At 64.2% G+C, this 24,130-nt stretch carries 19 protein-coding genes, 1 tRNA gene and 3 pseudogenes; 11 read left to right on the forward strand and 12 right to left on the reverse strand.

Annotated elements, in window-relative coordinates; translation table 11 throughout:
• Window positions 1-361 precede the first annotated feature (361 nt).
• The 6 genes and pseudogenes from K883_RS17830 to K883_RS17855 form a co-directional block, all read left to right on the forward strand.
• A complete protein-coding gene (locus K883_RS17830; protein WP_009953104.1) occupies window positions 362-760 on the forward strand; it encodes a hypothetical protein in 399 nt (132 codons plus the stop codon).
• A gap of 326 nt (window positions 761-1,086) precedes the next feature.
• Complete coding sequence (locus tag K883_RS17835; RefSeq protein WP_051701161.1) at window positions 1,087-1,506, forward strand: DUF732 domain-containing protein; 420 nt, start codon at window positions 1,087-1,089, stop codon at window positions 1,504-1,506.
• Between the two features lie 130 nt (window positions 1,507-1,636).
• Window positions 1,637-1,710 (forward strand) — tRNA-Ile (locus K883_RS17840).
• 113 nt (window positions 1,711-1,823) lie between these two features.
• Window positions 1,824-2,528, forward strand: a pseudogene (locus K883_RS17845) (helix-turn-helix domain-containing protein); the annotation flags it as partial.
• A 114-nt stretch (window positions 2,529-2,642) separates the two neighbouring features.
• On the forward strand, window positions 2,643-3,875 hold the full coding sequence (locus K883_RS17850; RefSeq protein ID WP_008258297.1) for an IS256-like element ISMysp7 family transposase: 1,233 nt from the start codon (window positions 2,643-2,645) through the stop codon (window positions 3,873-3,875).
• 49 nt (window positions 3,876-3,924) lie between these two features.
• Window positions 3,925-4,416: pseudogene (locus K883_RS17855) on the forward strand (integrase core domain-containing protein); the annotation flags it as partial.
• A 114-nt stretch (window positions 4,417-4,530) separates the two neighbouring features.
• Here K883_RS17855 and xerC read toward each other — a convergent pair.
• Window positions 4,531-5,701, reverse strand: a pseudogene (gene xerC, locus K883_RS17860) (tyrosine recombinase XerC).
• 848 nt (window positions 5,702-6,549) lie between these two features.
• Between xerC and K883_RS28590 the strand changes: the two are divergent.
• Window positions 6,550-6,768 carry a helix-turn-helix domain-containing protein gene (locus K883_RS28590; RefSeq protein WP_081914377.1) on the forward strand — a complete coding sequence of 73 codons (219 nt, stop codon included), beginning with the start codon at window positions 6,550-6,552 and terminating at the stop codon, window positions 6,766-6,768.
• 398 nt (window positions 6,769-7,166) lie between these two features.
• On the opposite strand, the gene K883_RS17865 is transcribed toward K883_RS28590, so the two are convergent.
• The 9 genes from K883_RS17865 to K883_RS17900 form a co-directional block, all read right to left on the reverse strand.
• Window positions 7,167-7,859: a 5' nucleotidase, NT5C type gene (locus K883_RS17865; RefSeq protein WP_081914378.1), complete on the reverse strand. Its 693-nt coding sequence runs from the start codon at window positions 7,857-7,859 to the stop codon at window positions 7,167-7,169.
• A 149-nt stretch (window positions 7,860-8,008) separates the two neighbouring features.
• On the reverse strand, window positions 8,009-8,641 hold the full coding sequence (locus K883_RS27585; RefSeq protein ID WP_156035635.1) for a hypothetical protein: 633 nt from the start codon (window positions 8,639-8,641) through the stop codon (window positions 8,009-8,011).
• A gap of 32 nt (window positions 8,642-8,673) precedes the next feature.
• Window positions 8,674-9,282: a recombinase family protein gene (locus K883_RS17870; RefSeq protein ID WP_036455101.1), complete on the reverse strand. Its 609-nt coding sequence runs from the start codon at window positions 9,280-9,282 to the stop codon at window positions 8,674-8,676.
• Window positions 9,283-9,431: 149 nt separating this feature from the next.
• Entirely contained in the window at window positions 9,432-10,757 is a 1,326-nt protein-coding gene (locus K883_RS17875) for an AAA domain-containing protein (RefSeq protein ID WP_081914379.1), read from the reverse strand.
• Window positions 10,754-11,983: a hypothetical protein gene (locus tag K883_RS17880; RefSeq protein WP_051701163.1), complete on the reverse strand. Its 1,230-nt coding sequence runs from the start codon at window positions 11,981-11,983 to the stop codon at window positions 10,754-10,756. Before K883_RS17880 ends, K883_RS17875 begins: the two co-directional genes overlap by 4 nt.
• Before the next feature lie 185 nt (window positions 11,984-12,168).
• Window positions 12,169-13,335: a hypothetical protein gene (locus tag K883_RS17885; protein WP_036455102.1), complete on the reverse strand. Its 1,167-nt coding sequence runs from the start codon at window positions 13,333-13,335 to the stop codon at window positions 12,169-12,171.
• Window positions 13,332-14,159: a hypothetical protein gene (locus K883_RS17890; protein ID WP_051701164.1), complete on the reverse strand. Its 828-nt coding sequence runs from the start codon at window positions 14,157-14,159 to the stop codon at window positions 13,332-13,334. Before K883_RS17890 ends, K883_RS17885 begins: the two co-directional genes overlap by 4 nt.
• Before the next feature lie 39 nt (window positions 14,160-14,198).
• Window positions 14,199-15,455, reverse strand: coding sequence for a hypothetical protein (locus K883_RS17895; RefSeq protein WP_156035638.1), 1,257 nt, complete (start codon window positions 15,453-15,455; stop codon window positions 14,199-14,201).
• A gap of 390 nt (window positions 15,456-15,845) precedes the next feature.
• The gene (locus K883_RS17900; RefSeq protein ID WP_036455106.1) at window positions 15,846-16,997 is read right to left on the reverse strand and encodes an alpha/beta fold hydrolase; all 1,152 of its coding nucleotides are present in this window, start codon (window positions 16,995-16,997) and stop codon (window positions 15,846-15,848) included.
• A gap of 120 nt (window positions 16,998-17,117) precedes the next feature.
• Here K883_RS17900 and K883_RS17905 point away from each other — a divergent pair, with 120 nt between their 5' ends.
• Window positions 17,118-19,664: an excinuclease ABC subunit UvrA gene (locus K883_RS17905; RefSeq protein ID WP_036455107.1), complete on the forward strand. Its 2,547-nt coding sequence runs from the start codon at window positions 17,118-17,120 to the stop codon at window positions 19,662-19,664.
• A gap of 160 nt (window positions 19,665-19,824) precedes the next feature.
• Here K883_RS17905 and K883_RS17910 read toward each other — a convergent pair whose 3' ends face one another.
• Entirely contained in the window at window positions 19,825-19,998 is a 174-nt protein-coding gene (locus tag K883_RS17910; protein WP_225332004.1) for a 5'-phosphate oxidase, read from the reverse strand.
• A 173-nt stretch (window positions 19,999-20,171) separates the two neighbouring features.
• On the opposite strand from K883_RS17910, the gene K883_RS17915 reads away from it, so the two are divergent.
• The 3 genes from K883_RS17915 to K883_RS17925 are packed head-to-tail and all read left to right on the forward strand — an operon-like array spanning window position 20,172 to window position 22,524.
• On the forward strand, window positions 20,172-21,644 hold the full coding sequence (locus K883_RS17915) for a putative alpha/beta hydrolase (RefSeq protein WP_029385664.1): 1,473 nt from the start codon (window positions 20,172-20,174) through the stop codon (window positions 21,642-21,644).
• Between the two features lie 15 nt (window positions 21,645-21,659).
• Window positions 21,660-22,199, forward strand: coding sequence for a hypothetical protein (locus K883_RS17920; protein WP_009957733.1), 540 nt, complete (start codon window positions 21,660-21,662; stop codon window positions 22,197-22,199).
• Between the two features lie 28 nt (window positions 22,200-22,227).
• Window positions 22,228-22,524 (forward strand): hypothetical protein, encoded by a 297-nt coding sequence (locus K883_RS17925; RefSeq protein ID WP_231504855.1) that lies wholly within the window; start codon window positions 22,228-22,230, stop codon window positions 22,522-22,524.
• Between the two features lie 108 nt (window positions 22,525-22,632).
• On the opposite strand, the gene K883_RS17930 is transcribed toward K883_RS17925, so the two are convergent.
• Window positions 22,633-24,039, reverse strand: coding sequence for an aldehyde dehydrogenase family protein (locus K883_RS17930; protein ID WP_008255685.1), 1,407 nt, complete (start codon window positions 24,037-24,039; stop codon window positions 22,633-22,635).
• Window positions 24,040-24,130: the final 91 nt, after the last annotated feature.

Below are 24,130 nucleotides of genomic sequence, written 5' to 3' on the forward strand. Positions count from 1 at the left end.
TCTGCGACGTTTGCGCCGCGACGTGGCCGGCGGGTGAGCCAGGAGCTCATCCGGGCGCGAGGGCACGAAATGTTAACCATTCGTACATCGACGCGCAAGCGTGCGTTTTCGCTGTGTGCGGGGGTCGTTGGATAACTTAAGCCCCGTCGCCGACACTGAAATGACCACTGAGACGTGACGGTAGCGAAATGGCAGCGTGGCCCCAGCCGGGTGGCCATGGGACGTACGTCATGAGCCGTCATGCCGATGGATTTCCCGGTTCGTTGTTTGCAGCATTCGTAGCTTGGGTTTGCGTCGGAGCCAATCGAGTTCCTGCGCAGAGGGAGGTTCGAACATGACAAGCACCCGTACCCGCTCGCGCATGCGGGTGTCGTCGGTCTGGGCTGCCGGTGTCGCGCTGGGGGCCTCGATGTTCGGCGGAGCGGTGCTTTCAGCGCCCGTGGCTTCGGCGACGTGCGACTTGAGCCCTGCGGATGACCAATACATCAACCTGCTCGCGCAGAACAACATGGTGCACACCGCCGAGTACAGCGACTGTCATGAGGCCGCCGAGGGCCGGTGGTTCGCCAACCAGGTGAAGAGCTCGTCCGATCCGTTCGGTCGGGCCAAAGAACTCGTCAACATGGTGACCAACACGACGCCGCTCAAGGCCGACAAAGCCGAGTGGGAAGTCGAGTCGGCGATCTATGTGTACGCGCCGGAAGTGATCCCGAAGATCAAGGACCAGGCCGCCAAGCAAAACTGGCCGACGGAGTCTTGATCCCCCGGGCCCGCGTCTGCCCTGCCTAACGAATATCGAACGGCCGCAACGGCTTTGAATTTCATCCGCTGTATTTGATGTTGTCAGCTAATTGAATAGCGGCACATTAAACCGCTGACGGCGATGCCGGAAGCCGCCGTGCCGGTGGAGAAGCTCGTCGATCCCTGAGCGGGGTGTTCGCTCAAATAGCTTCTTGCGCTGCGGTTTTCGATCGTACTTGTTCACCCATTGTTTGTATTCCCGCCGTTTGTCGTGCTCTCTGTCCGTGTACCCATTGGTGTGCGACAGGTGGATCAGCAAATTTCTACGCGAAGGAGTTCGAAAAGATGACCATCAGACGTACACGCTCGCGCGGGCAGATGCTGGCGTTGGGGGCGGCCGGCGCCGTCGTGGCGACGTCGATGCTGGGCGGAGCGCTGCTGTCGGCGCCGCAGGCAGCGGCCGCCTGCAATATGACCCCGAAGGACGACCAGTACATCAACCTGCTTGCGCAGAACAAGATGATCCACTCCGCCGAGTTCAACGACTGCAACATGACCGCCGAGGGCCGCTGGTTCGCCGACCAGGTCCGCAGCGCTGACAATCCGTTGGCCGCCGGGAAACGGCTCGTGAACATGGTGACCAACACGACCCCGCTGAAGCCGGAGCAGGCTGAGTGGGAGGTCGAGTCCGCGATCTTCGTCTACGCGCCGGAAATGATCCCCGCGATCAAGGGACAGGCGGCACAGGCGTCGTCGCCCGCCTGAGTGCGTTTTGTCGATGGGCGCCACCGCGACGTGGCGCCCATCGCTGTGTGACCTGCCATGTGGGCGCCTGCCGCCCGACGGACACTGACTCCGGTCTTCGGCTACGGTTTCCTACGGAACTACCCCGTCGGGGGCGGTAGCTCAGTTGGTTAGAGCCGCGGACTCATAATCCGTTGGTCGCGGGTTCGAGCCCCGCCCGCCCCACGTCAGAGGTGTATGACGTCGGGTGATGCGTGACATTTTGCCTTCGGTTGATGCGTGTCAGTGTTTCGGCTGATGCGTGACAGTTGTTTCGGTTGATCGGTGACACTCCCTAGATGAGGGAGTTAAGTGTGGCTGAGCAGCGGTATCAGGCCGTGATGGCGGTGATCGGCGACGGGTTGTCGGTGTCACAGGCCGCAGAGAAGACCGGGGTGGCGCGTCAGACGCTGCACCGATGGCTGGCCCGTTATGAAGCCGCGGGCTTGGAAGGACTGGTGGATCGGTCGCATCGGCCGGTGTCGTGTCCGCATCAGATGCCCGGGCAGGTGGAGGCCGAGATGCTCGAGCTGCGCCGCTCGCGACCGTATTGGGGGCCGCGGCGGTTGGTGTTCGAGTTGGCCAAACGAGGTGTCCATCCGGTGCCGTCGGAGTCGGCGGTGTATCGAGCGCTGGTGCGGGCCGGTCTGATCGACCCCGCGATGCGAGATCGACGGTCGCGCAAATGGAAGCGCTGGGAGCGTGGGGCGCCGATGGAGCTGTGGCAGATGGACATCGTCGGCGGGTTCGCGTTGGCTGACGGCACCAGCGCCAAAGCCTTGACCGGTATTGATGATCATTCCCGGATGTGTGTGTGCGCCAAGTTGATGGCTCGTGAGCGCACCCGTGCGGTCTGCGACGGATTACGGGCGGCGCTGGCGGCTTACGGCGTGCCTGAGCAGATCTTGACCGATAACGGCAAGGTGTTCACCGGGCGGTTCTTTCATCCACCGGTCGAGGTGCTCTTTGATGCGATCTGCCGCGAGCACGGCATCGAGCACGTGGGCGTGTCTTATTGACTGTGTAAGGGGTTCGGCCTGAATGGTGGTGGCTGACCACCGGACAGGAGAGTTCCATTGCCGCAATCTGATTCGTCAAGAGATGATGCTGCCGCCCAGTTGGCCGAGTTGTTGCCGCCGGCGGCAGTCGATGCCTTGTTGGCCGACGCTGAAGCGTCTGGCACCCCGATTGATGGCCCCGAGGGGTTGCTCGCGCAGATGACCAAGGCGGTGCTCGAACGCGCTTTGGACGTCGAAATCGCCGATCACCTGGGCTATGAGCACGGCGATCCGGCAGGGCATGGCTCGGGCAATTCCCGTAACGGCCATGGCCGCAAAACCGTGTTGACCACGGCCGGGCCGGTCGAGCTGGAAGTGCCCCGTGACCGCAACGCCACGTTTAGCCCGGCGATCGTGCCCAAGCGCAAACGCCGCCTGGGCCAGGTTGAGGACATGATCTTGTCGCTGTATGCCCGGGGCATGTCGACGCGCGATATCACCGAGCACCTCGGCGAGGTCTATGGCGCCCGCGTGTCGGCGGCCACGATTTCGCGGGTCACCGACGTGGTCACCGAGGAGATCGCCGCCTGGCAATCCCGGCCGGTCGATCCGGTGTATCCGATCTTGTATATCGACGCGATCCGCATCAAGATCCGCGACGGCGGCGTGGTGGCCAACAAGGCCGCCCACGTGGTCATCGGCGTCGATGTCGAGGGAATCAAGCAGGTCCTGGGCATCTGGATCCAGCAGAGCGAGGGCGCCAAATTCTGGCACGGGGTGCTCACCGAACTGCGCAATCGCGGGTGCCGCGATGCGCTGTTCGTGTGTTGCGACGGGTTGGCCGGCCTGCCCGAATCGATCGCGGCGGTCTGGCCGGCCGCGGTGATCCAGACCTGCGTGGTGCATCTGCTGCGCTCCTCGATGCGTTATGCCTCCTACGCCGACCGCCGCAAGATGGCCACCGCGCTGCGTCCGATCTACACCGCACCCACCGAAGAGGCCGCCAAACTGGCCCTCGAGGAGTTCCGCGCCCAGTGGCGCACCAAATCCCCCGGAGCCATCGCTGTCTGGGATCGGGCCTGGGCTGAGTTCGTGCCTTTCCTGGCATTCCCGGTCGAGATCCGCAAGATCATCTACACCACCAACGCCATCGAATCGCTGAACTACCAGCTGCGCAAAGTCACCAAGGCCCGCGGCTCGTTCCCCTCAGACGCCGCAGCAATGAAGCTGCTGTATTTGGCCATCCGCAACATCAACCAGAAACGAGGATCAACACACGGACCAGGCACCTACCGCTGGACCGAAGCACTGAACACCTTCGCCATCCAATTCCCCGACCGACTCCCACTATGACCCAAAGATAAACGGCTGCAACACCTTACACAGTTATCTTGACAAGCCCGAGCACGTGTTGACCCAGCCGCGAAGTCCGACCACGACGGGCAAAATCGAGCGGTTTCACCGCAGTCTGCGTGCTGAGTTCCTCAGCGGCCGTGAGCCTTTCACCAACCTCAAGGTCGCTCAGCAGGCGCTCGATGAGTGGGTCGAGGACTACAACACCACCCGGCCGCACCAAGCCCTGAAGATGACCACACCGGCTCAACGGTTTCACGCCGGTGCGCCGGCATCACCGCCCTCGAACTCGTGTGCCCGACACGTCGACCGCAGTGGCGATGATTGGGTAAGTCGACGGGTGTGCTCCAACGGCATCGTGTGCGTGTCCTGGCAGCAGGTCTGTATCGGGCGCCACTATGCCGGCGCGCGCTGCGATGTCCACGTCGATGGGGACCTGCTGCGGTTTTGGGTCGGCGATGATCTGGTCAAAACCGCCGCGCGCACCAGCCGCGGCGAGGTACGAAACAAACGGGCCCTGCGCACCAGCGCACCGGCCTAAACCACAACACAGAGTGTCACCGATCAACCGACATAGAAATGTCACCGATCAACCGACTCTGAACAGCCCCACGTCAGAGGCCATTTTTCGTTCCAAGCGAATGTGATCCATCGTTTATTCATCGCTAATGGCCCGGTCCAGCAACTCAGCAACCTCGGTGTGGACACGGCCCCTTGCCATATACGTGTCCTGCGTCATCGATACCTTGCTATGGCCTAGCTGGTCGGCTCCCACGCGTGCAGACAGGCCGGCGTCGTCGATCAGCGTGGCAACGGTCTTGCGGAAGCTGTGTGTGGTTATCTCCGCTACGCCTAAATCCTCACGTACCGCGCGCCACTGCTTGCCGAAGTTGTTCGGGTCACGCCATGTGCCCGCGGTTGACGGGAAAATCATGGGCAGCTCGCCGACGAACGGCCGCCCATGGCGCAGTTTTAGAGCGTCCACCGCGAACTGGGGCAGCGGAAGTGTCCGCTTACCGGCTGCACTCTTCGTGTCCTCGATGCGGCTCAACCCGTGGCCCGTCGCCCGGACCAGCTTTCCGGTTACCGCCAGCGTGCGAGCCTCGGCATCGAAGTCGACCCATCGCAGCGCCAAGAGCTCTGACCGGCGTAGCCCCGTCGCGATCAACAATCTGATCGGGTCTGCCAGGTCGTGATCCTGGCAGTAGGTCGATATGCGCAACTTAGCCAGCAGCTCACGCAACTGCTCTCCCGTCAGGGCAGTCGCGCCCTTTGGCTGTGCCTTGGACTTAATCGGCTGAACATCGCGCACCGGGTTTGCGCTCAGGACGCTCGCCATCACGGCAAGCTGCAGCGCACCGCGAAGTATGGTCTTGGCTTGGCGTGCCATCGTCGCCCCGTGCGCGGCCCGCATCGACCGAATGGCGGCGTCGATGCGGGCCGGTGTGGCCTCGTGCACTCGGACGGCCCCGACGAAGTTGTTTGAGCTTCCGTACGGCGAACTTGTAGGTCGAGATAGTTGCGAGAGAGCGGCCGTCTTCCGCCAACCGTTCCAGGTGGTGCTCAATCAGCGCGCTGAGCGGCGTGTCAAGAGTGATTTCGTCGGCCATTGCTGAGGGTCGTCGGTCGTTCAGCGCCTCGATAAGCGCGTCCTCGGCCAATTTCCCGTACTGGTCGAACTCGTCGGCTAGGCCGCGTCTCTCGACGATCCGAGTGACGCCGTCGCTGTCGCGATACCGGCATCGCGCGAGCCAAGCACCATTGCTGAGCTTTTTACGGCTGATCTTCCCGCGCTGGCCGATCCGAAGCGGAGGTCTGCCTGCCATCTCTAGCTCGTTACCTCGGCCAGCCGCTCGTTCTCCCACGCGATGACATCGGTGAGACGGTAGCGGACATGACGGCCAAACCGCGCGTACTTTGGCCCGGTGCCCTTTGTGGCCCACCCACTCGGCCGGTGTCTTGTCCGGTATGCCTAACCTCTTGGCAAGATCTTTCCGGCTGAGCCATACCGCATCTGATGTGTTCGTCATGGCTCTTATTTAATCGCAACCCGAATGACGTGAAACGGGTGTTATCACTCGCCCGTCGATCCATTGCACGCATGCACACCTCTCGGTCCTAGCGGGCCGAAGTTGGATGAAACGATCTTGCCTGGCAGTCAAATTCAGTTGATGGATCGACCTATGAGGAACGTCCGGACTTGTCGGCCACTAGGTCTACTCTGTCAGCCGAACGTAGTTAGCCGACTCCCGATTCGGGGAGTGTGGGGTAAAATTAAGTAGGAAGGCTTATAGCTGGCAGGATGGCTGGCTCGTCTAATTCCCCTCTCGCCGAGGATCATTCGGTCACCCACTCGCACTGGGTCGCTTGCCGTCAGACGGGGTCTGCTCGCATGCCTGGGGTGGCCCGACGTACACGCCAGAAGTCTCTGGGCATGCCAGTGGGTGGGGCGGCAGATCTCATAGAGATCAGCTGCGGTGAAGGGTATTTGAGCAAGAGAGCGAGCGCAGCGAGTCCGCGAACCCGCAGGGTTCCCCGTCCCGGACGGGGCGGCCGCCCCTCCAAGATGTTGCGACCCCAGTCAAAGATGCAGGGAGGGGCCTGAAGAGTGGCCCACCTTCTCCTTCCCAGCACCGTAATACGTTAGCCGACAACGGATCAGGAGAAGAAGACGATGGCACAGGCAGCCGGTAACGACGAACTATTGACTGTGGAGCAAGCGGCGGAGGTGTTAGGCGTTGGGGTGCAGCGGATGTACAACCTCCGCAACCTCGGGCACGGTCCGACGTCCTACCGCAGGGGTCGAAGGTTAGTGTACCCACGCAGCGGGCTAGTGGCTTTCCTGGCGAGCGAACTGCGGGCAACGCTAAGGGTCGGCCAGGCAGGGAGCTGAAGCCGCGTGACGCCGCGAAAGCATCGCCGCGACGGTACGACGCGCCAGTTTTGACTGGAGCAGTATGAGCGCATGCAATTGGCCCGGCCTAAAAATGCTGGGGAGAGAAGGCTTCACTGGCCGTGTGTGTCCGGCAACGGTCGGGCGGGGGGTGCCCCCCGGGCAAAGAGGCAACGAGAAAGGTCGGAGGAATCCGTGGCGTGCAAGGAAACTAACTGCGGCAGGCGAGCGCACATGCTTGGCTGGTGCACGACCCACTACCGCCGCTGGCGTTCTGGCCGGCAAATGGACGCACCCATTAGGCGATATCGGAGGAACGTTGGGTCGAGGCGGAGGAGGCCGTTCGCTGCCGAATACGCTCTTCTAGCTGAGTTGGGGCTGCGTTGACCTAGGGAGTGCTAGAGCATCTCGTGCCAAGGGGCCTGTAGGCCAACCCCAGGCGGGAGATCCGCGTCCTCCCGCTCGAGCCATGAGTAGTACCTCTGCCGGATTAGCTCCTCTGCTTCAGCCCAACTGGTGACCCTTGCGACAACGTATTCGCTGTCGGGGAGTCCGGTCGCGTTGGCGGAGTTGCCAAAGACGATGACCTCTCGACGTTGCTCAACAAGTCGGCAGATGTTTTTTGGCGTGTCCTCAACGTAAAGGTCCGCGTCGACCGCCTCCTTATCGCGCATGAAACATAGGTCCCAGTACGGAACGGCATGGTTGTCCAACCACCGCACGGTTTGTGCGACGGCGATCTCGTGGAACCAGCGGATGAACAGCCGGTGGGTGATGACGCGAATCCTGATCCCTTCGGTTCCGAGCCGACGGATTGACTGCGGAGCGCCCTCGATCGGAGGCATTTTCTCAAACAGGCCCCGCTGGGTAACGGCGAAGCGGTGAAGGCGATCGTATTCGTCAGGTAAGAGTCCCCATTCGGGCATGCCGTACGTCACCTTGGGAGTGAGGTCCGCGAGCGCGATCCCGGTCCACTCCGCCGCGACTTCCCGCATGTAGCCGTAGAAGTCGGCACAACACCCGTCAAGGTCTAGACCCAGAACAAACCGCCGACTGGGCGCTCGTGCCGCCTGCTCGCTCTCCCGGCTCACACCGAGATGCTACGTCGGCGCCGAGGAATTGAACCGCGGCTCAGCCAAAGAAACGCGGAGAAGGATCGAAGAATCGTGGACTCTACGGAAACGACATACCGCCAGAGTCGAGCCCATCCGCGATTGACGCGACCGTTGCCAACTCGGGGCTATGCCTCCGTAGCTGTGCCCGCTGTGCCACCTCGGATGCGTGGCACAACTGGCACGGCTGAGTCTGAAGTCAATGCTGCCTGTGCTGACTGGATTTCATGCCAAATCGCGAGGAGCTGTGCGGCCTGTTGATCGGTAATGATGCCACGCTCGATTGCGATCTGCGTCACCTTCGTGATGCGGGGCTTTCGGCTTGCTTTGACCTTCTCGATTCGCTGCTGTCGCGCTTCATCCTCAGCGGCGACCACGGCAGGGTCGGCCTCGCCAGGCGGCCACGTTGGATCACTGCTACAGCCGGGACACCATGTTCGCGGAGCACTGCTGCGGGCGTCGCCTTGGCTGTATGTCGCGTATGCCGTCTGGTGCAGGTGACAAATGGCAAACACTGGATTATCGACGCCATTGGCGAACACGACGGTGTAACGAGCCAACTCGCCAGCGGTAACTGGCTTTCCGGCGCCGTACCGGAACGGCGCCGTGTCCACGACGGACTTACCGCGCCACTCACCGACGACACGGTCCGGCATGGCCCGAGCCGCATCCTTTAGCCTGGCATCGACCAATGGCGCAACTTCTTCGATCTGCCTGCGCCGTTGTCGCCGCAATCGCTCGATGTGCTCGTCAGTGCTCAAAGCTGTCCTTCCCTAGTAGCGGCATCTAGGCATCACTCGGCGGTCGGGGGCGCTTCCGCAAGTACTCGGTACACCGTCGCCCGACTGACGCCTAGGGCGCTGGCAATCGTCACTGCTGATTCCCCGCTCGCATTCATACGTTGCGCTAGAGCAGCTTTCGACTGATTGAGCGCCTTGGGTCGCCCAATGGGTTGTCCGCGTGCCCGTCGGGCTTCGCGGGCAGCGGTGCGGCGCTCCTTGCCAAGTTCCAATTCAAGCTCCGCCAAGCTGGCAAGGACGCCTGCGACCATCCGTCCGGTGGCGTTGGAAGTGTCGATCCCCTCGCGCAGGGACCGTAGAACAATATTGCGCTCGCCAAGGTCCCGAATGGTCGTCATGACCTCCGCGGCATTTCGGCCAAGCCGGTCGATGCCCACAACCACGATTGCGTCACCGGGGCGGGCGTAGTCGAGTAGCGCCGTAAGACCAGCTCGCTGCTCTCGCGTCGACATTCCTGACAGCTTGTCGCTGTAGATGCGCTTCGGGTCCACGCCGGCCGCTGTGAGCGCGTCGACTTGTTGGTCCAAAGACTGGTGCCCAGTGCTGACACGCGCGTATCCCAGGGCGGTCCTAGTCGCGACGGGTGAGGTATCAGTTGCCATGCAAAGAGCGTCTCAAAAGTATCAAAAACTATCAATATGAGACTCTAGTTTTGATTCAACTTTTGAGACAGCGCCAGCTGGTAGTTCGTGTGCTACAAACGGTTCCAAAGAGACTGTCTCAATTCTAAAGTTCTGATACATCCTCGTCCTCACACGGCGTATGCGCCGAGGTGGTCAAGCACCGTGAGGTGCGCATGCCAGCCGTCCAAGACCGCGCCCTTCTCGCCCAGCCACACCGGTTCGGTCGGAGCATGGCCCGCAAGTTGATCACGAATCCCACCGCGTGAGACGACGATGCAGGCCTGCCGATGTCGGCTCAGGAGCACGCATAGCCTGCCCGCGTCGAGATGGAATTCACTGGTGTCTCGGCGGCCAGAGAGCGGGTGCCAAACGACGACAATGTCGAACTCGCGGCCCTGTAGGACGTTGGCGGTGTCGACGATGACCTCGTCGACAGGGAGTCCGGTTCGTGTGTGGGCACTCTGAAGGGCAGTGCGGACATGGTCTCGCTGGTCCCGGTGGGTGACGCCGACAGCGACGTTGCTGGCCTGCAGAGCCCGGGTTCCATGCTCATCCTCGACGGTGATATCAGCTTCGAGGAGTTGTCCGACGATGTCGACGATGGTCTCGATCGCCGCGGGGTCGGTTTGAGGCATCACGAGGTCCTCGAGTTCGAAGTACGCCCAGCCATGCGATATTGCGCTGTTGACCGCGTCTGCTGCCCGGCCGCGGTGCAGCGGAGTAACCCCCCGTACTAGGCGCCGCTGATGCGACTGGGTGCCGGCGGTGAAAGGGATCTCGTAGAACGCGTCAGAGATCAGAGGCGCCGCGTGGCTGGGAAGGCGCCAAGAGATCGGCAGGGCGTGGCGCGCAGTTGCTGGTTGCGTGGTAAGGATTGTCGTTGCCGCGGTCTCGAGCGGCGAGAGCGGTCGACCTCGAAACTGTGTGTCGTCGGCAGTGGTGAACGGGGCCAGCTGACCGGGGTCGCCCACCAGGAGAAGCGATTCCATCATGACGCCGATCGGCAGCAGAGAGTCTGAGCGCATCTGGTAGGCCTCGTCGATGACGGCGAAAGGCCATGTGCGACCAAAGCCTACGGTTGCCCACTTAGCGGCCGTCGCGACGATCACTTCGCTGTCGCAAAAGTCGGCGATGGAATTGCTGAACGTCAACCCCGCCTCCCCGCTCAGGTCGGCTGGCGGGATGTAGTCGCCCCCGTGGAGGCGCCCGACGCGCACGGGGGCCGCACCTCGTCGTTGGTCGGCGATGAAGCCACGGACAGTGTCGTCGCCCTGGTCATTAGTTTGAACGACGATAGGCACCTGGGCCCGATGCCTCGCGCGGCGGCCCATCTCGCGGACCAGAGTTGACTTCCCCGCACCTGGCGGGCTGTCGACAAGGGTTGACCGGGCGCCCTCTTCAACGGTCGACCAGATTACTTCCCGCGCATTTGCGGCGTCATCTGCCGCGGTCATCCGGGATCCTCCGCATCGTCTTCGGCAACCTGTTGGTGTGTCCAGGGAATGTCCTCGACCTTTGACCGCTGGTAAAACTCAGGTCTTCCGTATGGGCTAAGCACCACATCGTCGTCCAGACCAGGAAGGAGGCCGATCGTCGCTGCGCGGTTCGCGCCTTTAAGTACTTCTGCTCGGATGAGGCCGCTCCCGTCGGAGGGCAGTACAGCCAGCTTTACCCCTGGGCTTGTCGAGAGAAAGAGCAGCGTCCCTGCAGGTCGGGTGAACTCCAGGGCTGGTTCGATCGCAAGTAGGGGTCGGCGCACCATGTTCCCATTGGCGTTCGGAATCCTGCGCCCGAGGTCTGCGGAGACGACGCGCCCGGCAAGCGCCTCGCCACTGGCAACGGCTGCTGCCATCACGAGCGGGTCGTCCCAGGCCATCGCCCGCTGAAGCTCCTCGGTGCGGGCCTCCAGTAGCCTTAGGCGGGCCGCACTCTGGACAGGCGTCGGGATATTGCGAAAGTAGGCCAGGCCCTGGGCAATCCGACTGCAGTGGTTGCTCCAGCTCTCACGATCCAGCTGCCACCGGCTGGCAACATGATCGGCGGCCGGCAGGCCATCGAGAAGGTCCAGCGCCCGCCAGCACCATTCCCACGCCGGCGTAAGCTGCTCGCGGATTTCAGCCTCAAGTTCGACTCGCACGGCGGACCGGGCGGCCTCGTCGTCGGCGGCGTGCCAGGCGTCGATGAGCCGGGCCAGAGTATTTGCATCCCAGTTGGGATCGGAATCAGGACCAGCGGGAGGCAATTCCTCCCCCGCGCGAGCCGCCTCCGGGCCGTCCATCCCCACCGGGGGATCGATCCAGCCCAGTAGGGCCGCGAGGTTTAAGTCCTCTGACGGAAGCTGCCCAGTTTGCCAGTGGTTCGCGAGCGCATCCGTTGCAGCCAGGACAAGGCTGCTTCCCGGCATCGGGTCGGCGAAGAAAGACAGGTGCTTGCCTGCCAACGGCACTGTTGGCGGTGCCGGCGAATCGCCGTCGGTCCTTAGGTTTCGGGTGAAGCGGCCGACGATCCCGCTTAGCCAGGATGCGGTGGCGACGTTGGGCACCACGAGCTGGGGTGCGTCCACGCATACCCCTGTCTCGTCGCGGTCCTCGAATTCCGCGAGGTAGGCCAGCAACTCCCCAGCGAATTGATCGAGGGCCTCGAACCGCAGGCCGCGATTACGCGGTTCGGGGACCACCATGCACCGTGGCTGCTCCCGACGGCACGTGCCCCACAGCAATGCGAGCGGCGCTCCGAGATCACCTGCGAGGTGGTAGCCCACGACGACGAAAGGGCGTGGAGCCAGGTGGACATGACGCCGAGTCGTTTTCGCGACCGCCCGTCGTTCCGTGGCGGCCAGAAGAGCCTGGATTGTCCGCAGGGCGTTCACGCGAGTCGTCCGATGGCGAGTCGGGCAGCAGCGGCGCCGCGTGCAAGGGTTGCCGCGACAGCGGCCTCGGAGGCGTCGACCGGTGCACGGCGGCCGTCCGCCAGGGCGAGAGCGGCAGCAATGTCGGTGACGTTGCCACACGCACCCGCGACCGCCGAACCGAGTCGCGCGGTGGACCGGTGAAGTTCTGCTTCGTCCCGGCAGTGGTGAAACAGCGGGCACGTAGCGCAGCCATCGGTGAACCGTGAAGGCAGCGCCGCGAGGGTCTCGCGGGCGACCGCCGCTGCGGCGGCCAACTCGTCGGCGCCGGCTCCCCGGGCGGGGTGTGCCGGTAGCCGGGTGCCGGCCGGGACAGCGTCGAGGATCTCGGCCGCCTGCGGCACTGAGGCAAGTTGGCGGCTCAGCCGTCGGACATGTATGTCGATGTCGATGGTTTCCGCGATCGGGCGAAAAGTGAGGTTCTCGGGCAGGACGATCATCGTGGTGGTGTTGACGACGTCGGGCAGGGCGCCGATCTCAAGCATGAGCTGCTGAAGACTCAAGACGTAGACCGCGGTCTGGCGAACCGTTGCTGAAGCTTTGGTGGGGTCGGCGCGCCCGTCAATCCTGGGGAACGATTTGATCTCAACGACATGAATCCGTCCATCGACGGCAAATGCCAACACGTCCTGCTCGAGGTAGACCGGCTCGCCGCCGAAGTCCAGCCGGGTCATGGCGTGGCGGATGAGGTTGTACGCCTGGGTTGGGTCGGTGAGCATCTCTTCGACGCGCTGCCGGGTAAGCGTGGCGCGCAGCTCGTTCATCCTGATGCCGGTGACGCCCGGGTAGGCCTCCTTCAACGCGGACACCGACAGGTCATGTTGGCGAACCTCAGGGATCTGGAGGTCGAGATGACGCCGGGCGAGAGAGACGATCTCAGCCATGCCGTTGGCCACCACCTGCGACTCAAACTGGTTGCCGCGGCTGAGGACAAATGGTGACTGTCGGTCCCGCGGGCGCCCGCTGACCAGGCTTCCAAGTTTGTCTAGATTGACAGCGGCCGCATCGAGCGCGGTGCGGCGCTGGCACCCTGGTGCTTCCAGCGCCCCGGCGATCCGGCGGGCATTGAGGGGCTGGCGGGGGAACTCCCCGCGGAAGCTCTCGAGCGGACCAGGGATGGTCATCCTGATCCTCCGGCAGCGCGGAGCGTAACGACGCGAACCTGGGTGCCGAACCGGAGTGCTTCGGCGTCAAGCTGGGCATGGGCTCGCTCAGCAGCTTCGGTGCGTTCCAGTTCGTCGGTCTCCTCGATCTCCTCCAGCTCCGATCGGGCAGCTTCGATCACTGCTTGGGGTTCGGCGCCGAACGGCTTAACGCCCGGGATGGTTGCCCCCAAGCGTCCCACCAGTCGCATCATCGGGGCCTCGTAGTTCGTGCCCACCAGCGCCGAGGCTTCTTTGGCTAAGCCGATGGTGCTGTGCAACATGTCGACACGGGGCGACAGTGGGGCGATCAGCCGCAGGCTCGTAGGCCACGTCGAGAGCGCGACTGTACCGCGGACCGGCGTAAACCGGTCGTACGTCAATGCGGGGACCACGTAGACGTCGCGTGCTTGCCGCCCAGGAAGCTCTCGGGCCTTCCGCCAGCTACGAGCTTCGTCGCGGCGCAGGTAGGAGAGCTTTGCGGTATCGACGCGTTCGGCCCAGCGGCACTTGGTGACATCCGAGACCAGGCGCCCACTGGAAGGACGACCAGTCAGCTGCAGAGCGCGGATCACCTGGTCGCGTAGCGGGGTCGCCGATTCGTATGAGGGCACGGCGGGCGCGACGTTTGGGTTGGTCTTGTGAACCAGGCGGTTCCTACGTCCCTCGAGCGCCGCCACGTGCTTGAGTAGCCGAGTTGCTTCGGCGACATCACCAGATGTGGTCGCATCCAGCAACGCGTCGTTGGCGCTGCGGAGCGCCGTGACGACCTCGATCAACTCCCGCGCGCTTTCCATGGAATCCACGTTAACACGCTTTCCATGTTTTCCACAAAGATCGTGCGCCTACCGAAGGACCAGGACGCTCTCCACAGCTGACGCCTTCGTGCGGTACTGCCGTGTACGGGGGTTCATGCTGGCCCGGTTGCGGATCACCGGAAAGTCATGCCGGTCAGCAGGCTCGAAACCCAGAGCGACACCCATTTCACTCAAGATCCGCGCGGTATCGTTATGCAGGTCTTTGTAGTAGTTGTCCTGGACCACTAGGACCGCGGAAGCGCCTTCTCGCATAACGCGGCGCAGCTCGGCGAGCGAACTCCACATGCCTGCGTAGTACTGGTGGAAGTATTTGGTGTAGTAGCTACCCGAGCCTTTGCTCGCGTGTCCGGCCACCCCAGCGAGAAACTCTTTTGCGGTGGGACCCCATTGCTCGGGAGTGCCATGCTCGCCGGTCATCGTCGGTGTTCCGACCATTTTGTCGCGCAAGGACTTGATGTCGCGCTCTCCGGCACCCAGAACCGCAAGCTCAGGTCTGGTCGCGATCCCGTAATCGATCCGCGTGCAGTACGGCGGCGAGCCGACGACGGTATCGACGGTTCGGTCGCCGAGTGGAAGGCGCCGGCTGTCGCCGAGCCCGACTCGGACGTCGACGCCACCGTCGTAGTTATCGCGATGCAAGCTCGCGGCCAGCTCTGTTGCCGACGCCCGGAACTGCTTCACGATCTGTCGATGGCTCGGGCCGAGTCGATCTGCTTGCTCAACCCGCTTCCACCAGGTCGGGTTCGTCCCGGCCCGCGGTGCGATCAGTACTCGCACGGTTCGGAATAGGACTGTGTAAAAGAACGCTGCCAGGGTGCTCATCCCGGACGAAGTCTGATACGCCGGCTGCGTCGCCGTTCCGCCGTCGACCAGCAGGCGATGCACACTCTGTTGGAGACCTCGAAGTGAGCCGGCGGCACGCGCGGTGAACCAGAACCGGAGAGGATCGTCAACGTCTTCGACCCTGGTCGCGTGCGCTACTACATCAGTTCCAAGCGGGTCGATACTCGCCCAAACCCCAGCGCCCAGCAACCGGGCTCGTGAGATCACCACCAGCGCAGGATTGACGTCGAAGCCGATCGCGGGGATATTTTTGCTCGCCGCGACCACCGTTGTGGTACCGGTGCCGTTCCAGGGGTCCAGAAGGAGGCCAGGCGTTGAGACCGACTCGTTCAACGCTTGTTCGACGAAGCCAGCAGAGTAGCCGGCATAGTAGCGGTACCACGAGTCAACGGGGTCGCAACTCGCGCCCACCTTTGGGTTCGTGAAAGTTGCCGATGTCACCGAATACCTCGCTCCTGGCATGTGTCCGGTGGAGTAATAGGGTAGAACACGCTACCTCCTCTGATGGCCTGTTGGACGCCTGATCGGCCCGGAATCTGTTCACGTCCTCGCGGCTGTGCGTGGTTGACCACATCAAAGTTGTCGAACGTTGTCGGCCTGCTTGGTGCGATAGCTGACGTTCAGAAAAGTGCCTCCGTACCCATCGTTTATTCACCGATAATGACCGCGAAACACCGAGAATCAACGGGATCGGACCAGGCGATGTGTTCGTCGAAAACCGTTGTGCGGCAACATATAACTGGGTCCAACGGGAATGGTCCGGATCTGCCGCTTGCGAATCCGTTGGTCGCGGGTTCGAGCCCCGCCCGCCCCACTCAGTTCCGCCGGTAGCTATTCGTGGTGCTCCGGCTCGATCCGGGTACTCTGCCGGATCAGCGATCGCGCCTGATGCAGGTGCTTGGCCGCCCACCGGCGATACGTCCGTCGAGCCCAGGACAGCCGCTCCTGCGAGCGCTCCGTACGGCGCACCAGCTCGAGGTCGACATGGTCAAGCTCCTCGGCTCCGATTTCGATTCGGTCGCGACCGTGGATGAACTGCAACACCAGCGCATCGGGGTCCAGCAATTCGCGCTCCCACGCCTCGTGGTCATCGAGGTCGGCGATGCCCATCGTGTCGGCGGCGTCGCGAAGCACCTCGCCCAATTCGCCATCGAGCAGTTGGCGAAACGCATCGGCGCCCTGGCGCGGATTGGCGATCATCCACGAGTGATACGCGTCCGGCACCCTGTACAGCGTCGCGTCGGCCTCGTTGGCGATTTCGCGCGCGTGCGGGAACGGCACGATCATGTCTTTTTCGGCGTGCACCACCATCGTGGGCATCCCTTCGTCGCGCATGGTGTGCAGCATCGGCGTGTAATCACCGGACTCGACGATGGCCCTGATCGTCCGGACGGCTGCGAGTGGATCACGCAGGTTGGGCACCGCCACCGCGGCCAGCACGCGGAAGTATCCGAGTTGCTCGCTGGGTGAGAGCTGCGTCGGGTCGCCCAGTGTGTCGCGGACAGCGGTGTAGGCCGCGCCCAACGCCTTGGTTGGGGACCTCACCAATTTTGGGATGGTCGTGTCGAACCGCGCTCCGGCCGCCGGGTCGAACAGCACGGCGGCGAGTACCCGCTCAGGCGCGCGTGCGGCCAGCTGGATGGTCATTCGCCCGCCCATCGAATGGCCGACGAACAACGCCTGTCCGATGCCAAGGGCGTCCAGCGTGCGCAACACCGAATCGGCGCGATCGGTGAAGCCGCACGCGTTGCTGGGCAGTCGCCCGGTATCTCCGTGACCGGCGGCATCGACGGCGACGACCAGAAATCCCATTCCGGCGATCCGGCTGAGCATCCGCAGATAGGCCTTCCGACTCAGCAGGAGCCCGTGCATGAACAACAACGGCACTCCGCGGCCGCCGACTGAAAGCCCGATCCGCCGCCCGTCATCGAGTTCCACGACGTGATGGCTCAGGCGGATCCGGCTTGGTGATGTTTCCGTCATCGCCACGGCGGAATTCCCGGCCGGCGGGGGGTCAAAACGGATTGCCGACAGGCCCTCGCTGGTCGCTGCCGGGGAGCGCAGGCTTGTGCGGCCGCCACCGGGGGTACTCGGCTGAGCAAGATGACGCAAATCCCGTATCGACGCACCGACGAAATCGATCCTTCTGTGCGCGTTTACGGGGCGCGGGTGCACAATCTGCGGGGTGTCGACGTCGTCGCGCCGCGTGACGCGCTGGTCGCGTTCACCGGCATCTCCGGATCCGGCAAATCGTCGCTAGCCTTCGGGACCATCTATGCCGAGGCCCAGCGCCGCTACTTCGAATCGGTCGCTCCGTACGCCCGCCGCCTGCTATTGCCAACCGGCGCGCCAAAGGTCGATGACATCACCGGGCTACCGCCTGCCGTTGCACTGCAGCAGCGCAGGGGTTCGGCGACATCGCGGTCGACGGTCGGCACCGTCACCACCCTGTCGAACTTGTTGAGGATGCTGTTCTCCCGCGCCGGGACCTACCCGCGGGGGGCTACGGAACGACTGGACTCCGATGCGTTCTCGCCGAATACCGCGGTGGGGGCGTGCCCCGAATGTCACGGGCTGGGACGAATCCATCGGGTGACCGAAGAGACACTGGTGCCAGACCCCTCGCTGACCATCCGCGAAGGCGCCGTCGCCGCATGGCCCGGCGCGTGGCAGGGCCAAAACCTCCGCGACATCCTCGTCACGCTGGGCTACGACATCGACAAGCCATGGCGGAAACTGCCTAAGCGGCAACGCAATTGGATTCTGTTCACCGAGGAGCAACCGACCGTCGAAATCGATCCGAGCCAGCACCCCGTGCAAGCCGATTATTACTACAACGGCACGTTTTCCAGCGCCGAACGCCATGTCCGCCACACGTTGGCCAACTCCCATAGCGCGATGATGCGCCGCCGCGTACTGCAATTCGTCGACACCGTCGAATGCCCGGTATGCGACGGCTCTGGGTTGCGGCCGGAGGCGTTGCGGGTGACCTTCGCCGGCCGCACCATCGCCGACTACACGGCCATGCCTCTGGGCGACCTCGCGAACACGTTGCGCCCGACGGCTTCTCGGACCGACGCCGCCGCCGCGTACGAGTCCATGACATCCGGCGAGCTGACGGAAGTGGCGACCATGATCGCCGCCGACCTGGTCGCACGCCTGCAGGTACTCATTGATCTCGGCCTCGGCTATCTCACGCTCAGTCGCCGGACCCCGACCGTGTCACCCGGCGAACTGCAGCGGTTGCGGCTGGCCACCCAACTGCGCGCCGGCTTGTTCGGCGTGCTCTACGTGTTAGACGAACCGTCGGCCGGCCTGCACCCGGCCGACGCCGAGCCGCTGCTCGAGGTGCTCGATCGCCTGCGGCGCGCGGGCAATTCGTTATTCGTGGTCGAGCACGACATGGACGTCGTGCGCCGTGCCGACTGGATCGTCGACGTTGGGCCCGGGGCCGGAGAACTCGGTGGGGGCGTGCTCTACAGCGGGCCGGTGTCCGGCCTCGCCGACATCGAGGGGTCGGTCACTCGTCACTACCTTTTCGACGGTGCCCGGCCGCCGCGTCGACAACCACGTACGCCGTCCGGGCAGCTGCGGATGCGCGGGATCTGCTTCCATAATTTGAAAGACCTCGACGTGGACCTGCCCCTCGGCGTGTACACCGCGGTCACCGGAGTGTCCGGTTCCGGCAAGTCGACACTCGTCGTCAAGGTCCTCGGTGATGTCGTCCACAGCCAGCTCGGCACCGGACGAGCGGTCGAGCCTGCCGAACCCGACGACGACGAAACCGACAGCGGGATAGTCGATCTCGATCATGACGCGAGTATTGGTGTGACGGCAGAGGGGGCCGAAAACATCAACCGGCTGGTATCGGTCGACCAGCGTGCGATCGGACGCACGCCGCGCTCGACGCTGGCGACCTACACCGGCTTGTTTGACGCCGTGCGCCGTGAATTCGCTGCGACCCTGAAGGCGCGCCGCCGCGGTTGGACGGCGGGCAGGTTCTCGTTCAACGTGGCCGACGGTCGCTGCCCCACCTGTCAGGGGGAGGGTTTCGTGTCGGTTGAATTATTGTTCCTGCCAGGCACATACGCCACCTGCCCGGCGTGTCAAGGAGCGCGGTACTCCGACGAGACACTCGAGGTTCGCTATCACGACCGTACGATCGCCGATGTCCTCGCGATGACCGTCGATGAGGCTTCGGAGTTTCTTGCCGACGTCGCCAGCGCGGCGCGCAGCCTGACCACGCTGCACGAGGTCGGGCTCGGATACCTCCGTCTCGGACAGCCCGCCACCGAGCTGTCGGGCGGCGAGGCACAGCGGATCAAGCTCGCGGCCGAACTGCAGCGACCCCGGCGCGGGCACACCCTCTACGTCCTCGACGAGCCGACCACCGGGCTGCACCCCGCCGATGTGGATCTGCTCGATCGTCAACTGCACCGCCTGGTCGACGCGGGCAACACCGTGGTGGTGGCCGAGCACTACATGCGGATGGTCGCGGGTGCAGATTGGGTGATCGACTTGGGACCGGGAGCCGGCAGCGATGGCGGCCGGGTCGTCGCGGCGGGGCCACCTGAGCAGGTGGCACGGGCCAAACAGAGCCGCACGGCGCCGTACCTGGCGAAGCGGTTGGCGCCGTCTGGCACCCAGTGAAGACGTTGTCTCACCGCGGGCTCGGCGCGGCGGGTGAGCCTGGACGCCCGTAGCGAGTTGAGCGTGGAATCGGCGGCGTCGCCAAACTTTGAATGCTCCAAGAAGGGGATCTTCTCTCCGACAAGGAGTCCGACACGAAGCAGCGGGCGACCGACATCGCCTAGCCCCAGTGCGGCGGCACCTCGCTACCCGGGCAGTCCGCGTACCGGCAGTTGACGTCCCGCACCCGCCTGCCGGTGACTTTGCCGTCGTTGTCGTAGTTGTATTCGACCGTGGCCTCCGCCGAGCGCCGGCAGTGCGGGCAGACTTCCATTTCGGTTTTGAAGCGCGCCATCATGTCCTCCTGGCCGCAATGCTATTGAAGCGCGCCCCTCGCCACGCGTCCCCGATTAGCTCCGCGCCGAGCGCACTGAAGTGAATTGCGGCGCCTTTTCGGGTGGAATAGGGGGACAGGGGACCCAGCGGAGGTAGCGTCAAAGCTGGTCAAAAGCACAAATGGGCGGGGCGATGCAGCTGAACTGGTTGAGCGTTGCCGATCTGATCGCCCAGGCCGGCGGCGATCCCTGGGCGGTCAACCGCAGTTTGCAGGCCGGCAACCCCTTTCAGATCTCCCAATTGGCGGAGGCCTTCCACGCGGCGGGCCGGTGCTCCACCGCCGCCCAAGAGGAGTTCGAGCAGGCCCGCAAGCGCTTCGATCAGGCCTGGAACCACCAGAACGGCGACCACCCGATCAACGGCTCAGAAGAAGTGCAGCGGCTGACCAAATCGCTTCGCCTGCAGACCGACCAGTTGCCCAAGATCGCCGCGGACCTGGAAAACATCGCCGCCATGCTGGCCGCCGCGCAAAAAGAGGGCTCCGCGGAGATCGCCACGCTGGAACGACAACTGCAGTTGCTGGACAAACTGATCGGCGCGGCCACCAAGGATCTGCAAGACCCCACCCTCGATGCGAAGAGCCGCCGGGCGCTCGAGACCTTGATCAAGGACGCCAAAGCCGACGCCGCCGATGACACGCGGGACGCCCTCAAGCAGATGAACTCGATCCGCGACACCTACACGAAATCGCTGCGTGAAGCACAGGCGAACGGACACCTCACCCCGCAAGATGCTGCCGCGGTCGCCGAATTCAAGCCGGCGGGCTTCGGGGACGGGCAAGACGCTCCACCCAGCGACCCCAGGATCACTGGACCGGCCGGCCCGCCCCAACACGAGCAAAACACCTACGACCTGCAAGACCAGTTCCAAGACGGCCAGGGCCCCACCTTTGGCGGCGACCCCCGAGACGGTTTTCCGCGCAGCCCGGCATCGGAGCTCGCGCAAGGGCCGCCGGGCACCCGCCCGCTGCCGACGGGGACCGCGCTGGGGCCCGACGGCCATCGCTACGCGTTTTTCAGCCACCCGGATGGGTCCGTGACGCCCGGGTTCAACGAATTCGCGACCAACGGGTCGGTCTGGGATTACACTGATCCCACCCATCCCGTGAAAGTTGGTGAGCTGCCGGGGATTTACCAGGCCAGCGGCGTTTACGACCCCGCCACCAACCAGATGGTGATCGTCGGCAACACCAGCAACCGGGTCGGCGACACCACCCGCGGCATGTGGGTGTCGGGACCCATCGATCCGGCCAAACCCAACAGCTGGATCAACAACTTGCAGCGCGTCGGCACCGTCAGCCTCCCCGGCGATCGTGAAAGCCAACTGGTCTCGCTCAAAGGTGGTGGATTCATGCTCGTCGGCGCGACCAATGGTGGCCCCGTGCAGGGCATCACCGCCGCCACACCGCAAGGGCTGATGGGGGCGACACCCCAAACGCTGGTGGCCCCCAACCAGCTTCCGACCGTCTACGGCCCCACCATCACGGGCACGACGCTCGACCCCGCGACCGGCCTTGAGACAATTCAGCTTCGAGTGAGCACCTGGCCGCCCGGGCCGACCTATGATCCCAACACGTGGACGACAACCTTTGGCGTCCAACACTAGGAAGGGGGACACCACATGCTGAGCAGGGTGACCCTAGCGGTGATCACCGCGACCGTTGCGGTCCTGAGCCTGGCATGTTCCCGCAACGCCCCCGGCGTCGCGACGGCCACGCCGCCGCCGAAATTCCCCGATCTGAACGCATTTCAAGCGGTCGACGCCGCGCCCTTTACCGCCGCGGCCCGCGCCGGCGGCGCGGCCTATTTCGCGACACCCGATGGGCTGCAGTGCATCCTCCCCAACCCACCCAAGCCGGGCGATCATGTCAGCGCCAGCTGCGATGGGCCACTGCCTGGTCTGCCGGACAACGCCCCCGTCGGCAGCGACGGCTGCTCGGTGGTCGCCTCGCCGTCATCGCTTCCGACGGACCTCAACCCATACAGCTTTCAAAAGGGCACCGGCTGCCCGATCATCACCTCGCCGCTGCTCAACGTCGGCCAAAAGCTCACCAAAGGCGACATCACATGCGTCGTGGGCGCTGACCGCCTGACCGCCTGCATCGATCCAATCCTCAACCGCGGCTTCGTGCTTCAGTCCGCCGGCTCGTGGACTTTCTAGACGGCCGCGATTCGGTAAGATTGCTTGCGTGAGTCGCCTGCGCGGGTTGACGTTGGCAGCGGTGCTTAGTGCCGCCGCCGTTGTCTTCGCGCCCGGCGCGGGCGCCGACCCCGGGTCGCCCTCGTACAACCAAGGCAAACAGGCCATCGATGAGCAGATTCAGCACTATCTCGTGCAGCTGAATGCTGACACCGATTGGAACCAGTACTGCCAGAGGGTCCTGCAGAGCGATCTGAAAAGCGGGAAGATCGCCCAAGTGGACTCGGCCCCTGACTTCATTGCCGGCTGCACCGACGAGGGCCGTGCCCTCGTAGCGTCTCACTGAAAGCCGCTGTAGCCGAAAGTCTCCGGGATGGCCCGGCGTAACGCCACGGCGAAAAATCGGCGATAGTTCCGCCGTGGCGTTACGCGCGCGGCCGCCCGGGGCAGCAGGTCACAGACCGATGTAGACCGCCTTGGTGTTGAAGTAGGCCTCGATGCCCTTGCGGCCGCGCTCGCCGCCCCACCCGGACTGCTTGTGGCCGCTGATCGGCATCGACGGGTCGGCCGCGAGAGAGGAGTTCACCCAAACCTGGCCCGCGCGAAGCTCATTCACCATGCGGTGGGCGCGGGAGAGGTTCTCGGTCCAGATGGACCCGGCCAGCCCGTAGTGCGTGTCGTTCGCGGCGGCGATTACCTCGTCCTCGTCGTCGAACGGGATCACACAGCCGACCGGCCCGAAGATCTCCTCCTTGATGAGCCGCATGTCGGGCGTGGTGTTGGTGATGATCGTCGCCTCGTAGAAGTAGCCCTTGCGGTCCATCGGCTTGCCGCCGGTGATCACCTGCGCGCCGGCGGCCACGCCGTCGTTGACGATGCCTTCTACCCGTTTGCGCTGCTTGTCGCTGATCAGCGGGCCCAACACCGAGTCGGGATCCTCGCTGCCGCCCATCGGCAGCATCTGGGCGAACTCCGCCAGCCGCTGCACGACGTCGTCGTAGATGCCGCGCTGGACGTAGATGCGCGACGTGCACGAGCAGTTCTGCCCCGAACCGGCGAGCAGGCCCATGCCCGCCCCCAAGATCGCCTTGTCGAGGTTGGCGTCGTCGAACATGATCAGCGGGGACTTGCCGCCGAGCTCCAGCGTCAGCCGCTTGAGGTTGCCGGCGGCCGCCTTGACGATCAGCCGCCCGACCTCCGTCGACCCCGTGAACGAGATCTTGTCGACGTCGGGGTGCGCGGTGAGCGCGGCGCCCGTGGTCTCGCCGTAGCCGGTGATGACGTTCAGGACGCCGTCGGGCAGGCCCGCCTCGCGGAAGATCTCCTCGAGCTTCAGCGCAGTCAGCGGCGTCTCCTCGGCGGGCTTGAGGACGGCGCTGCAGCCGGCCGCGAGGGCGGGCGCGACCTTGAGCATCGCGACGAAAAACGGTCCGTTCCAAGGGATGATGAGGCCGACGACGCCGACCGGCTCGAGCTGGGTGAAGGTGTGGTAGGTCTCCCAGGTGCCCAGCAGGCCGTCGGACACCAGATTGGCCGACTCACCGTGGATCTTGCCGACCCAGCCGGCGTAGTACTTCAGCATGTCGACCGACACCGGGATGATGTGCCGCGCGGCCGTCAGGTTCATGCCGTTGTCTTGGCCTTCGAGCGCGGCGAGCTCGTCGGTGCGCTCCTCGATGATGCGCGCCGCGCGGAAGAGGACATTGGCCCGGTGCGACGCCGGCGCCTTGCGCCACACGCCCGACTCGAAGGTCTCACGCGCGCGGGCCACCGCCGCGTCGACGGCCGCCTGGTCGGAGTCGGGGACCTCGGTGATCAGCTCCTCGGTGGACGGGTTGAAGACCTCAATGGCGTTACTCACGGTTCTCAGTGGCCTTTCGCTCGCGAGAATGCTGTCGTTGCGCGACAGAGGTTACGCGCGTAACCAGTGGGTGTCCAGTGCGTGGGGGAGC

It is taken from the genome of Mycobacterium sp. TKK-01-0059, assembly GCF_000709305.1.
In the GTDB taxonomy this organism is placed as follows: domain Bacteria; phylum Actinomycetota; class Actinomycetes; order Mycobacteriales; family Mycobacteriaceae; genus Mycobacterium; species Mycobacterium intracellulare.